The following is a 13414-nucleotide window of genomic DNA, read 5'->3' as shown; positions in this document are numbered from 1 at the left end:
GTCGAGATTGTTGCCGAACTAAAGCGATATTATTTAAAAATAAAAGTAAGAAGTTAAAGAGCAGGAGAGGTTTTTTTAGAAGACAGGTAAGTTAATTTGAAAACAGGTTTCATAGAAATTTTGTCAACTTAGATGCTGGTTTTAGTTTCCAAAAAAGAAATCAATTCAGGGTAGAAGTCTTCAATATTTCGATATTGATCGCCATGCTGGATATATTTATCCATAAATAAATACAAATCATTCGCCCATTTGAAATGCTTTGCTTGGTTGGAAATTTCCTCTTCACCACTTTTGTTTCCAAATTTTTGCGCCAGTATTTTTGCTACACAGGTTCTTACCAATAGTTCGTCAACTTCATTTTCCCATTGCTCATCAGCCAGCTTTTTTCCTTTAGCTGTAGTAAGGAAATTATTCCTGATCTTAAATAATCGGTCATGATAATTATTTACAAAGTTTTTCAGGTAGATATGACTACATTCATGAGCAACCACATTTAATGCCGGCTCAAAAACTACCGGACTATCATTGGTCAGTTTTTTGGATTTATCTTCAATATATCCTGCCTTAGCTATGATCTTTCCAGCAAACCTTTTATCTTTTGAGCTTACCGCATTACTGCCGTGGTTACATAGAATATCCGTATAAATCACATATTCTCCGTTTTGTTTTGATCTATAAAAGGAATCCACGCTATTGAGTATTCCACTTTTCCCAATATATAATTCTCCATTCTTATTAATACGCTCGTATGCTTTGCGATGTTGGTTAATGAACCTTGCTACCTGGCAATCTTTATAAAAGGTGTTGAACCGAAATAGAAACGTATCCAGGGGAGCATTTCTGATATAATTAACTTCTGGTTTGATCTCCAATTTAAAGGGATGCTTATTGGATAAAAAAAGACCTAACGAAGCCATATCAGGTCCGTCCCAATTTTTTAGTTTTCTGTACCAGTTTAATGATGGATGGTTATTGTACGGTTTGAAATAAGTTAATACATCCCTGTAATAGGTTGATGGAGTTGGTTTTGTGTCCAGTGTATCAGCGGTAGCAAGTGTAAAGAAAATGCTCAGTGCCTCAACTCTAGGGTCAGTTTGTATGGAAAATATTTTTTGTCCATACGATGCAGTTTGTAAAAGTGTTAAGGTTAAAACCAAAAGAAAATGAAGGAAAAGTTTTCTGCTCATGCTCCAAATTTATAAAGAGATCTTGTAAAATATCTTATTGTCTTTAAATGTTTCTTTCCTTATTTTGGGTTAATATGAAATCGTCATGCTTTGAAAGACTTGCCAAATGGATCATTGATTTTCCGGAAACTTTCCTGTAGATGATGTTAAAGGGATTGATAAATACCAGGGCAGTTTTTTGAGACTGGCGTTCCAATGGTGCTGATAATTGTGGTATGCCATAGTTTATTTCATCTTTTTAATCTCTTCATAGGTATATTGCTTGTATTCAATCCCGAATCTTCTTGCGTTCTCTTCTACAGTAGTCTCAAATCCGACTTTTCTTCTTCGGTTATTTACCGCTTTAGCGTTCTCAATCGGCAATACATAAATTATCTGTCGCTTTTCGCCAGTTTGCTTATCGGTGATAAATTTTCCTTCCAACTGCGTGCCATAGATTTGTGGCTTCCTTTCCTCTGTTAATTTTCTGTCAAGCATCATGGCAACATCAGTAAGGTGTATCTCTTTATTTTTTCCTGCTTCCTCAATTAATGGATAGTATTTGGCAATTTTTGGAGAATGCTGTATAACAAGAAAAACAGCAGTATTGGTTGGTTCGCCAACCATTGTTTTGCCGGGGTAACCATATCTCTGAACAATATTTTCGACTTTTATTAGATTAATGCTGTCTGTTTTTGTTATTAATGTCCAGATGTTTTTGTCTAAATAGTCTCTTTTACAGCCAACTATCCTTGCTATTTCTTGCTTTCGCAAGTCAGTGGTTTGATTATCAGTATACTCTCTAAATACCTGGTCTTGAACAAGTATGCTATCAAGTTGTTTTTTTAAATCTTTATTGATTTTAGTTTGGGATTTACATCCGAATCCAATTAGACATAGTAAGATCAGAAGTATGAATTTACTCATATTGAAGGTTTAACATAGAAGTTTATGAAATGCCAGAGATTCATCTGTGATTTTTGTAAAAGAAATAAGCCTGTAACAATTCGTGTCTTGATTCCTATTTAAACGGCATCACCTTTTTTACTTTTTAGCATCCAGCTTTTTAATGTGGGCGATAATTCTTTTTTCCTGGCTATCTTCCGTTTTTTGAGAAATGATGTCGTCCAGGATAGCTGTTTTTTCATCTTCCGGCAGGCTCATAAATTTTTTATATACCTCGGCATCCTTAAAACAATCTTTAACTTCATCCTCATGGGTTAACCGATCATCTGATGTTTTAAACATACTTACCGTTACTTCATCACCAGCACCTTTATTTATTGCCTTGCGAATGGTGCTGTTCAGCGAAATTCGTTTGTCTTTATTAGTTAGCGGAGCCAGATTCAGATCTTTAAATTCGTAGCCATCAATAGTGCCCGAAACCTTCATGAATCCCCATTTACCACGAATATCTTTAAGTGCCCGGGATAACCAAATTATATGTCCATGCATCCTTACCCGGTTCATGCTGGATTTTCAATTTTTCGTTTTTCAAAAGTTCTTTCATAATTTTCTTTAAAATTTGATAGAGGTAATAACGCAATTAAAGATTGCCTTGTTTCACCATTTAATTGGTATTGATGAAAATAGTAAGTAAAAACGTGCCGGAACTTAAGCCATCGATTTTGGAACAGACCTCAACCTATAAGCCAAGGCCGCTACGTAAAAACTGAATAAAGGGTAATGCGGCACTAAAACTGATGAGTATATCCTGCATCAATTCATCCTTCGTTTTTAGCATGTCTATCGGGCTTTTCAGTTCATATCGTTGAAGTTTAATGTAAGCCTCGCCAGGAATTCCAATAGGATATCCCTTTGGTAAGGAAGTTAATGATGAAGACTGTTCTAAACTAAATCCTGATGAATACATATCCTGAAGGATCAGATCAAACTCTTCTGTGTGCCTGGAAAGGTAACTTCTCATCACCTGTAGGCCAAAAATATCAGGGTCGTATTTAACGCTGATATAGTTTAGGTTAGGTTCAATGTGTACAAGGTATGCAGGTTCATTGCCATCATTTGCTAAAGGGCTAATGGCTATTTCAAAAAAGGCATTGTAGGTTATTCCTTTTTAGGCTTAAAGTTTACCAGATTTGAGACAAACCTTTCTACCTCAATTTCATCATTTAACTTGGTATCGATAGGAGAGAGCTGCGCTAATAAGAGGTAGGCCAAATCTCCGATCTCAGTTTTTGCCCGCTCATATTCGCCAATATGATCCATAAACCAGGTTTGATTGTTATTCGATTTTAAATTAGATAAAAACTCTAGCTTTTTTTTCATTTGATTAAGGAGATTGGAATACAAATTTGGAAACAAAATGACGTTACAAATATTTTTCTCATGCCGTTATGATCATTAAAAATCTATTTTTGATTGTACACTTAGGGTTTAAAAGCATGTTAAATAAAGCAACGTTTACATTTTTATCTAAACTAACAAAAAATAATAATACGGAGTGGATGAATAACCATCGCGATGCCTATAATAATTGCATGGACGATTTCTCTGATTTCGTACAAATGTTAATTAACGAAATTGCACAATTTGATAACGACATTTCGAAATCTGATTTGAAAGCGAAAGATTGCATACCGAGGCTAAATAGAGATCTTCGCTTTTCAAAGGATAAGTCTCCATACAAAACCTATCTCTATGCGGTGATCAGTAAAAATGGCCGGAAAAGTGGTAATGCAGTTTATTACATCGTGATTAAACCAGGCGAAAGTGGCATTGGTGCCGGCGCCTTTCAACCAGAAAAGCAAATATTAAAAAAGCTTCACCAGGAAATTGATTTTAATTTAAAGGAATGGCTTTCCATTGTAGAAGATAAAGGTCTTTTATCAAAATTTCCGGAAGGTATCATCTCCAATCAATACCTCAAAAAAACGCCAAAAGATACGGAAGAAAGTAATCCCGCTTTAAAGTTTTTAAAGATGAAAGATTTTTATGTTGACCATCACTATAATGATGAATTCTTTTTAAAAAAGGAAAACCTGAACACGATAATAGAAAGCTACAAATCTGCCAGAAAATTGAAAGATTTTATTAATACGGCATTAGCTGAATAAACGCCAGTTATGATGACCTAAGGCATGTAACAGAATGCTTTATCTTAATTTAATGTCCGATATTCATTGGGTGTCAATCCTGTTTTTTGCTTGAACAACCTTGTGAAATGCTGTTGGTATTTAAATCCCAGGTCGCTGGCAATTTCATTGAAAGTTTTTGAACGGTCAAAAATGTAGGTTTTTGCCTGGTCTATCATTTTAGACTGAATGTAATCCAGTGCAGTACTGCCCGTTTCCTTCTTGATGAGGTCGCCAAAATAGTTAGGAGACAAGTGCAATTGTTCTGCGCAATAGGCCACACCTGGCAGGCCCAATTGCGATGCCTTGCCAGAGCGGAAATAGTCGGTCAACAGATTCTCGAAACGTACAAGGATATCCTTATTTGCATGGCTCCTGGTTATAAACTGGCGATCATAAAACCGCATGCAATAGTTCAGGAATAGTTCGATATTGGAAACGATTAGCGTCTTGCTATGCTTATCGATATTTTGTTCTATTTCTGCCGAAATCTTTTCCAGGGATTCTATTATCGTCTTTTTTTCCTTTTTTGAAAGATGAAGGGCCTCGTTCACCTCATATGAAAAGAAGCTGTACTCTGCAATGGTCTTCCCTAGATGTGTTCCCTTTAGCAGATCGGGATGAAAAACCAACCCATAACCGGAAGGAATCACTGCCTGGCCATTGCTGTCTATCCCATAAACCTGCCCAGGTTGAACAAATACCATAGTTCCATCCTCGTAATCATAAGACTGGCAGCCGTAAGTTATATTTCCACATCTTATGTTCTTGAAGAATATGGCATAAATGCCCATGTAATGCCTGTAGTGGATAATGGTTGGTGCTTCATTGAAATTAACCACTGTAACCAATGGATGCAATGTATCTACCCCAACATAATCATTATACTGGCGGACAGTGTCCAGCCTTTTCACTTCTTCCATAACCTTGTTTATAGATCAAATTTAACAAAAACGAATCTTTCTTGCTCACCTCTGACCTCGAATCAGTAAAAGTGGTAAACAATACTGTAATCTGTATAAAACGGAAGCAGTGTTTACTAGTGATATTTGCAATGTGGATTTTTTGGATGAGGTAAGCCTATCCAGATGGGTACACAAAATTTAAATTCTATGAGCATGAATATAGTAGTAGAACAAGAGGATATTTTAGATAGGTTAAGGTCTGGTGAACCCATTAGGTTGAACGACCAAGAATATTACAGGATAAGTGAGGTTGTTAACAGAACAATAAAACTTTCGCAGTTGCTTAATACTGCTGCCGACATCAATTCTATACGCGATATGCTTGGTAAAATCATTGGTGCGAGAATTGATGACAGTACCACCGTTTTTGCCCCTTTCTATACCAACTTCGGAAAGTTTATCACTATAGGTAAGAACGTGTTCATCAACCATGCCTGTTCATTTCTTGATATGGGTGGTATTACTATTGAAGATAATGTGCTGATCGGGCCACGGGTTAACCTGGTAACGGAGAACCATCCTTTGGATCCCAGAGATAGAACAGCATTAATTACAAGGCCTATTATCATTAAGCAAAATGCCTGGATTGGTGCCGGAGTAACCATACTTCCTGGAGTTAGCATTGGAGAAAATGCTGTCGTTGCCGCCGGAGCCGTTGTCTCGAAGAACGTTGCTCCAAATACCGTTGTCGGAGGGGTTCCGGCAAGATTTATCAAAAATATTTAACATGAAAAAAACAATTTTTATTGCGCTTACAGCAGTGCTTTTCTATGGTAACGCAAGCGCACAATCAACATTAAACCTAGTACAGATGAAAGAAATCTCAGCTAAAGAATATACCACTTTTAAGGTAAGTGATAAGGTTACTTTGTATGCCGTAAGGTTCAAAAATCAATATAATCTGCAAGTAGCCGGACACCTTTTTGTTCCGAAAAATATGGACAGAAAAGCCAAAAATCCGGCAATCATTGTTGGTCATCCGATGGGTGCGGTAAAGGAACAAAGTGCTGATGTTTATGCTTCGAATATGGCAGACAGAGGTTTTATCACTTTGGCAATAGACCTGTCTTTCTGGGGCGAAAGCGAGGGCGAACCCCGCAATGCAGTATTGCCAGATATGTATGCAGAAGATTTTAGTGCGGCTGTCGACTTTTTGGGTACACGCCCGTTTGTTGACAGGGAAAATATTGGGGTTTTAGGCATCTGTGGAAGTGGAAGTTTTGTGATCAGTGCTGCTAAGATTGATCCAAGGATGAAAGCCGTTGCGACAGTAAGCATGTACGATATGGGTTCGGCCACCCGAAATGCGCTGAATCATTCGCAAAGCCTTGAACAAAGGAAAAAAAATCAGGCTGAAGCCGCTGAACAACGATATGTTGAATTTACTGGTGGCGAGACGAAATACACCGGTGGGACTACCCATCAGCTGGATGAAAATACTCATCCAATACAGCGTGAATTCTATGAATTCTATCGCACCCCAAGGGGCGAATATACCCCAAAAGGCGGATCACCGAAAACTACCACACATCCTACATTGAGCAGTAACACAAAGTTCAACAACTTCTATCCTTTCAATGACATAGAAACCATTTCTCCCCGTCCGATGTTGTTTATTACCGGAGATAAGGCCCACTCCAGGGAATTTAGCGAAGATGCATACAAACGTGCGGGCCAACCGAAAGAATTGGTCATCGTTCCAAACGCAGGCCACGTTGACCTTTACGACAAAACTGACCTGATCCCATTCGATAAGCTGGAAACTTTCTTTGCTAAACATCTAAAAGAAAAAAGATAGTGAAAACCTAAATCAAAAAAACATATGAAGATATTATCGTTGATCGCATTTACTTCCATGGTGCTCCTGGGCATTAGCAGTAGTGCACAGATCGCCAGTAAGGCAGATCAGAATAAACTGAATTTTATATTTCCGAAAGGTGAACTTGGACCTGCTGAAAATTTCACGGGGAAGGCCTGGAACATCGGTCTGGTAGAAAATGACACGGTCTATCATACCGTAGTGGGAAATGTCTATTTTGAGCCTGGTGCCAGAAGCAACTGGCACACACATCCCTCGGGACAGATACTGATCATCACCGATGGTGAGGGTTATCACCAGATAAAAGGTCAGCCAAGACAGATCCTCAAAAAAGGCGACATCGTGAAGTGCCCGCCAAATGTAGAACATTGGCATGGTGCAAGCCCCCAAACCGGAATGCTACAAATGTACATCTTGCCAAAGACAGAAAAGGGCATTGTAACCTGGTTGCAGAGGGTAACAGACGAAGAATACTCGACAGTTAATAAACAATTTTAACATGGAACATACAGGTCACACATCAAGAAGGAAATTTATTCAGCAATCGGCAGTTGTAGGCGCAGGGTTAATGCTTGCAGGTCCAATAAAAAGTCTAGCACAAACAGATAATAAAAAAATCATGAGCAATAATATAGCATCAAAAGGTTACGCAGGAAAAGATAAACAAGGAACATTGGTTCCCTGGAACTTTGAGCGCAAGACGGTTGGGGACAACGACATATTGATCGACATCAAATTTTCTGGCATTTGCCACTCAGATATCCATACCATTAAAGGGCATTGGGGGCCACAACAATACCCACAAGTACCAGGACATGAAATTGCGGGGATTGTTACTGCAGTCGGGAAAAAGGTGACCAAGTTCAAAATAGGCGATAAGGCAGGCGTTGGTTGCATGGTAAACAGCTGTATGGAATGTGAAAGCTGTAAAAATGGCGAAGAGCACCATTGCGAAACTACGGGAATGGTAGGCACTTACGGTTCACCTGAAAAATCATCACCTTCAGGAATTACCCAAGGCGGCTATGCCAATAATATTGTGGTAACAGAACATTTTGCCATTAAAATTCCCGAAAGTATCGATTTGAAATACGCAGCGCCATTGTTGTGTGCCGGTATCACCACCTATTCTCCCATGATGAAAGTGAAGTTTAAAAAAGGAGATAAGATTGGCGTAGTGGGAATTGGTGGTTTAGGACACATGGCGATTAAGTTGGCTGTTTCTAAAGGAGCGGAAGTGTACGCGTTTACTACTTCGCCTTCAAAAATAAGTGACATCAAAAGCTTTGGTGCAAAAGAGGTAATAGTAGTAAAATCGGCAGAAGATTTAAAGCCCTACAAAGGCAAACTCGACTTTATGATTTCTACCGTGCCTTATGCTTATGAAATGTCGCCCTACATCGATTGTGTAAAAAAATACGGGTACTTTACTCAAGTTGGGCAACCTATTAATGGCGAATTGGCCATCAATAATTTCAATATGATTTTCAATCGGGTAAATTTCAACGGCTCTCTGATTGGTGGTATTCCCGAAACCCAGGAAGTGATGGATTATTGTGCCGACAACAAAATCTATCCGCAAATAGAAATCATTAAAGCTTCGGAAATAAATGATGCATGGGAGAAAGTCGTGAATAAAGAAGCGAGGTATAGGTATGTGATTGATGCGGCTACATTTTAAAATTAAAATCATGAAACATTTATTAATGAGTACCATGTTGCTCGGCTCTCTGTGTTTGGGCATGTCCAGTTGTGATAAAGACAAGGATGCAGTTGTAGCGACAGACAGGGAGAATGGAAACACAAGCAATCCAACAGCAAGTAAGATGAAGATCACAGTAGGAGCAGCTGTTTTTACAGCAACACTTAACGATAACCAGTCTGCTAATGCATTGAAAGCTATGTTGCCGCTCAGTATCAAAATGGAGGATCTCAACGCGAACGAGAAATTTTATAATTTCCCTGGCACCTTGCCAACCAGTGCTTCTGTGGGAGGGAATATTCAGGTTGGAGATCTAATGTTGTATGGTAATAACTGTTTGGTGCTTTTTTACAAGGGCTTCAATACTTCATATAGTTACACCAGACTTGGTAAGATCGATAATGTAACCGGGCTTGTTGCTGCATTGGGTTCTGGAGATGTAAATGTCAGGTTTGAATCACAGTAAACATTATCAGAAATGTTTAAGAAATCAGATAAGCCAAAAAAATTGAAAGCATAAAAATAATGATAAAAACTTCGCTAATTACAATGTTAACTTTGGTTACATTCATAAGCACAGCTTATTCACAGGAAACCAAACAGTCGGCCAAATCGAAAGTAGAGGCAGTTTTTCCTAAAGGCAAGTCGGAAGGCGAGGTTAATAACCAAAAAATAAAAGAGATAACAATTATGACACGTATGGAGAAGAGCGAAGAAAAATTTAAACAGTTGTTCGGCGAAGAGATAAATGGCATAGAAGCAACTGATCCTGATTTTCAGGAAATAATGAACAGCTTCATTTTTGGAGAGGTTTATAAACAGGGCAAACTAGATAACAGGATGCGTGAGCTTACAACAATAGTTGTGCTTACAGTGAACCAAAATTTGCTTCAACTTAAATCACAGGTTGCTGCGGCACTAAATATTGGAGTAACGCCGATCGAAATAAAAGAAGCAGTTTACCAATGCGCACCATATATTGGTTTCCCAAAAACATTGAATGCTATCCATGAAATAAATGAGGTATTTAAAGCAAATAACATTGTGCTACCTCTTAAAAGTCAAAAGACGGTAACAGAAGATACTCGTTTAAGTAAGGGAATTGCTGTGCAGACAGAAATATTTGGTGATCTCATACCAAAGATGAGGGCAAATGCACCTGAAAACCAAAAACATATACAAGATTATTTATCTGCATTTTGCTTTGGCGATTTCTACACCCGTGGCGGGCTTGATCTAAAAACGAGAGAATTGTTAACACTCAGCATGGTAAGCAGTCTTGGTGGCGCCGATAGTCAGGTGAAAGCACATGTACAGGCCAATAAGAATGTTGGAAATGATAAAGCAACATTAATTAGCGTGATCACCCAGTGTCTACCATATATGGGATTTCCAAGAACACTTAATGCACTGGCTTATGTAAATGAAATTTTTATCGAAAATTAATATATAATATTTATCGCAATGGCAAAACACGAAGAAGTACAAAATGGAGTTATATTTCCAATAGGCGAAAAAAATGATGCATACGCTCAATACTTTATTGGACAGAGTTATTATAATGCTTTAGTCGCAGACCCTAATATAAGCGTGGGCGTAGGTAATGTTTCCTTTGAACCAGGCTGCAGAAATAACTGGCATCGCCATAATGGTGGATTTCAGATTTTGATGGTAACCGGCGGTGAGGGATGGTACCAGGAATTTGGAAAATCTGCACAAGCCCTGAAAGTTGGAGATGTGATCGTAATTAATGATGGTGTAAAACACTGGCATGGTGCCACAAAAGATAGTTGGTTTGAGCATATTGTAATCACGGCGGGGACGCCTGAATGGTTGGAACCTGTAAACGACGAACATTACAACCAAATTTAAACTCCTGGTTTGTCCTTATTCCATCGTTAATCTATAGCCCAGCGATACGTTGCTACGAAATCGACACCACCGGCATTGACAGTTTGAAATGAAATTAAGTCGACCAGTTTTGGTGAATGCATTCAAATATTTATATTAATTAAATTTAATTTTTGCATTATTCTGAATAATCTTCATCAATCTTTGAAATTCTAGTCAAGTCATCAAGCAAATTTCTAGAAAAGTACACAGCTTCGGGAGCAGATTTAAAGCCTTACAGAGATGTAGGGCTTTTTTGTTTTTAACTGATTTTCAAATCGTTGTATACCTTAAATAGAGGCCGATTTTTGGTTCGAGCCCAGTGTCCGCAGCCATAATTGGCAAGCACCGTAAAACGGTCGCTTGCATTTTTTCTTCTAATTTGCTGTTTTTCTGATAGATAATACTCAATAAAAAGCTAAGGTTAGTCGTCGATGTCTCAAATTCAAAAGTGAATTTTTCAGAGTACATCGAACCAATTATTTTTCTCTGGACAGAAACGTCGCAATCAATGTAGATTCTATCCAATCTGGTAAACTTGTCAATTGCACCATCCAATATACTCTCCAAATCACACAACCCCATAAGATTAATAGCGACTTATGGCAGCTTTGCTTCTAGTACAGTAATTTTTGGTTCGATGCTGCTGAATTTTGGAGGGATTGAAATTTTGCTAGCATCATATAGTTTAAATGCCTGTTCTGGAAATAAATAAACGAGGTCATATGTTCTCGAACGACCATAAAAAGGTTCCCTATTTCGGATACAACTTAACTGGATTTGGATACTTCCATGTTCTTCAACTTGCGGAGTTTTGTATCATAATTAAAAAATAAAATTATGAACGAACAAAAAGTATGGTTGATCACAGGTGCATCAAAAGGTCTAGGACTTGCACTGACCAAATTAGTATTATCACAAGGCAATAAGGTGATTGCAACTTCCAGAAATATTGAGGATTTCAAAAGTTCAATTTCTGAACATCAAGAGAATTTTCTGCCTTTGAAACTGGACATTACTTCTGACAAGGACGTAAAGAACGCAATTCAACAAAGTATTGAAAAATTTGGCAGAATTGATGTAATTGTAAATAATGCTGGTTATTCCCTGGTAGGCAGCATGGAAGAAATGACAGATGAGGAATTTCGTCAAACTGTAGATGTTAACCTGTTTGGTACAGTTAATATTATAAGAAATGCGATGCCTTATTTAAGGGCACAGCAATCTGCGCATATCATTAACATTTCTTCCAACGCAGGCTATGTAGGTTTTGCCAATGCATCGAGTTACAATGCCGCTAAGTTTGCAGTTTTAGGACTTTCCGAAGCCTTGGCACAAGAAGTAAATCCTTTTGGCATTAAGGTTACCGTGATAGCACCAGGACAGTTCCGGACAAACTTTATGGATAAAGGCTCTTTAACATTTGCAAAAAACAGGATTGATGTGTATGGCCTGGATCAAGCAGAAAGAATGTGGACAAATTTCAGCGGTCAGCAAGCTGGCGATCCGGAAAAACTAGTCAGAATTTTAACTGAGATAGCAGCCCTGGAGAATCCGCCATTACATCTGCTTTTGGGCCCTGATACGTATGAGCTTTTGAAGGCACATCGTGAAAAGGAAATGCAGGAATTTGAAGCATGGAAGCATTTGACCCTGTCCACCAATTTCGATTAATCCTTATATTTGTAAAATGAAACCATCATGATTTTTCCAAAGCCAACATGGAAAAAAAAAACATAATAGCTTCATCACCACTGAAAACAAATTTCATATAGATGAAAAAAGCAGGGAACAAACCATACGTCTTTAATTCCATTGCTGATCTGCACCGGGTTCTAGAAGTTTCACAGCCTAAAAATCCGCTGGTAAGCGTAATCAATTTCGAGGAAATAAAATGCTTCGATGACGAAGTGCTGCGGTCTGTTTCCTATAATTTCTATTGTATCGCCATCAAGAAAAATTTTGAAGGGAAGATGAAATACGGGCAGCAGTATTATGATTTTGATGGCGGCGTAATGACCTTTTTTTCGCCTTTGCAAGTGGTAACCACCCATATTTTAGATGGCATAAAACTGTCGGGCTATTGGTTGGTGCTGCATCCGGATTTCATACGTAACTATCCGTTGGGGAAAACAATAAAATCATTTGGTTATTTTGATTATGCCGTGAATGAAGCCTTGCATCTTTCGGAAAGCGAGGAAATAATGGTGGAGACCGTGATGGCCAATATCGCCAAAGAAGTTGCCTTTCCCATTGATAATTATAGCCAGGACGTTATCGTATCCCACATCGAGGTGTTACTAAATTATTGCAACCGTTTTTACAACAGACAGTTTATAACCCGACGCACGGCAAACAACGACTTGCTGATCAAATTGGAAAACATACTGTCTAATTATTTCAACAGTGGGCAGGTACAGGCATTAGGGATTCCTACGGTTCAGTACATCTCTTCCGAATTAAATGTATCGGCAGATTATCTGAGCGATATGCTCCGCAATCTTACGGGAATGAATACCCAGCAGCATATCCATCATCATTTGATTGAAAAAGCGAAGGAAATATTGGCAACAACAGACCTGTCGGTAAGCGAGATTGCCTACCAGTTGGGTTTTGAGTACCCACAATCGCTCAATAAGCTGTTCAAGAAGAAGACCGCTGTTTCTCCTTTGGAATATAGGAATTCCTTTGGTCCGAACTAAAGAAAGCCTCATCCCAAATAACCTGCTTCCTTCGTTATTTGCAACTCTTCATTTGGTTCTCGCAATTCTTTCTTTCGT

Annotated in this window: 16 protein-coding genes; 10 read left to right on the top strand and 6 right to left on the bottom strand. The window is 38.3% G+C overall.

The window, feature by feature from the left end; genetic code table 11:
- Positions 1-128 precede the first annotated feature (128 nt).
- The 5 genes from ACN1CD_RS17045 to ACN1CD_RS17025 form a co-directional block, all read right to left on the bottom strand.
- Positions 129-1187 carry a DUF4932 domain-containing protein gene (locus ACN1CD_RS17045; RefSeq protein WP_419131600.1) on the bottom strand — a complete coding sequence of 353 codons (1059 nt, stop codon included), beginning with the start codon at positions 1185-1187 and terminating at the stop codon, positions 129-131.
- Positions 1188-1412: 225 nt separating this feature from the next.
- Positions 1413-2093, bottom strand: coding sequence for a DUF6624 domain-containing protein (locus tag ACN1CD_RS17040; protein ID WP_419131599.1), 681 nt, complete (start codon positions 2091-2093; stop codon positions 1413-1415).
- Positions 2094-2210: 117 nt separating this feature from the next.
- Positions 2211-2621: a DUF1905 domain-containing protein gene (locus tag ACN1CD_RS17035; RefSeq protein ID WP_419131598.1), complete on the bottom strand. Its 411-nt coding sequence runs from the start codon at positions 2619-2621 to the stop codon at positions 2211-2213.
- Between the two features lie 190 nt (positions 2622-2811).
- Complete coding sequence (locus ACN1CD_RS17030; RefSeq protein WP_419131751.1) at positions 2812-3234, bottom strand: DUF2461 family protein; 423 nt, start codon at positions 3232-3234, stop codon at positions 2812-2814.
- Positions 3231-3452, bottom strand: coding sequence for a DUF2461 family protein (locus tag ACN1CD_RS17025; protein ID WP_419131597.1), 222 nt, complete (start codon positions 3450-3452; stop codon positions 3231-3233). Before ACN1CD_RS17025 ends, ACN1CD_RS17030 begins: the two co-directional genes overlap by 4 nt.
- Positions 3453-3568: 116 nt before the next feature.
- On the opposite strand from ACN1CD_RS17025, the gene ACN1CD_RS17020 reads away from it, so the two are divergent.
- Positions 3569-4240 carry a DUF2461 domain-containing protein gene (locus ACN1CD_RS17020; protein ID WP_419131596.1) on the top strand — a complete coding sequence of 224 codons (672 nt, stop codon included), beginning with the start codon at positions 3569-3571 and terminating at the stop codon, positions 4238-4240.
- A 44-nt stretch (positions 4241-4284) separates the two neighbouring features.
- Here the strand turns inward: ACN1CD_RS17020 and ACN1CD_RS17015 are convergent, their stop codons facing one another.
- The gene (locus ACN1CD_RS17015) at positions 4285-5181 is read right to left on the bottom strand and encodes a helix-turn-helix domain-containing protein (protein WP_419131595.1); all 897 of its coding nucleotides are present in this window, start codon (positions 5179-5181) and stop codon (positions 4285-4287) included.
- 195 nt (positions 5182-5376) lie between these two features.
- Here ACN1CD_RS17015 and ACN1CD_RS17010 point away from each other — a divergent pair, with 195 nt between their 5' ends.
- The 9 genes from ACN1CD_RS17010 to ACN1CD_RS16970 all read left to right on the top strand — a co-directional run bounded on the left by ACN1CD_RS17010 (position 5377) and on the right by ACN1CD_RS16970 (position 13336).
- The gene (locus ACN1CD_RS17010) at positions 5377-5949 is read left to right on the top strand and encodes a DapH/DapD/GlmU-related protein (RefSeq protein WP_419131594.1); all 573 of its coding nucleotides are present in this window, start codon (positions 5377-5379) and stop codon (positions 5947-5949) included.
- Between the two features lies 1 nt (position 5950).
- Positions 5951-7021 (top strand): alpha/beta hydrolase, encoded by a 1071-nt coding sequence (locus tag ACN1CD_RS17005; RefSeq protein ID WP_419131593.1) that lies wholly within the window; start codon positions 5951-5953, stop codon positions 7019-7021.
- Positions 7022-7045: 24 nt separating this feature from the next.
- Positions 7046-7540 (top strand): cupin domain-containing protein, encoded by a 495-nt coding sequence (locus ACN1CD_RS17000; protein WP_419131592.1) that lies wholly within the window; start codon positions 7046-7048, stop codon positions 7538-7540.
- 1 nt (position 7541) lies between these two features.
- Positions 7542-8723, top strand: a complete 1182-nt coding sequence (locus tag ACN1CD_RS16995; protein ID WP_419131591.1) for an NAD(P)-dependent alcohol dehydrogenase — start codon at positions 7542-7544, stop codon at positions 8721-8723.
- Positions 8724-8733: 10 nt separating this feature from the next.
- Positions 8734-9210, top strand: coding sequence for a cyclophilin-like fold protein (locus tag ACN1CD_RS16990; RefSeq protein ID WP_419131590.1), 477 nt, complete (start codon positions 8734-8736; stop codon positions 9208-9210).
- A gap of 92 nt (positions 9211-9302) precedes the next feature.
- Complete coding sequence (locus ACN1CD_RS16985; RefSeq protein WP_419131589.1) at positions 9303-10190, top strand: carboxymuconolactone decarboxylase family protein; 888 nt, start codon at positions 9303-9305, stop codon at positions 10188-10190.
- Positions 10191-10208: 18 nt separating this feature from the next.
- On the top strand, positions 10209-10616 hold the full coding sequence (locus ACN1CD_RS16980; protein ID WP_419131588.1) for a cupin domain-containing protein: 408 nt from the start codon (positions 10209-10211) through the stop codon (positions 10614-10616).
- 858 nt (positions 10617-11474) lie between these two features.
- Positions 11475-12308, top strand: coding sequence for an SDR family NAD(P)-dependent oxidoreductase (locus tag ACN1CD_RS16975; RefSeq protein ID WP_419131587.1), 834 nt, complete (start codon positions 11475-11477; stop codon positions 12306-12308).
- Between the two features lie 101 nt (positions 12309-12409).
- Positions 12410-13336: a helix-turn-helix domain-containing protein gene (locus ACN1CD_RS16970; protein ID WP_419131586.1), complete on the top strand. Its 927-nt coding sequence runs from the start codon at positions 12410-12412 to the stop codon at positions 13334-13336.
- The last annotated feature ends 78 nt before the right edge of the window (positions 13337-13414 follow it).

Source organism: Pedobacter sp. N23S346 (assembly GCF_048515415.1).
GTDB lineage: Bacteria > Bacteroidota > Bacteroidia > Sphingobacteriales > Sphingobacteriaceae > Pedobacter.
This window is presented reverse-complemented; position numbering and strand designations above follow the sequence as displayed.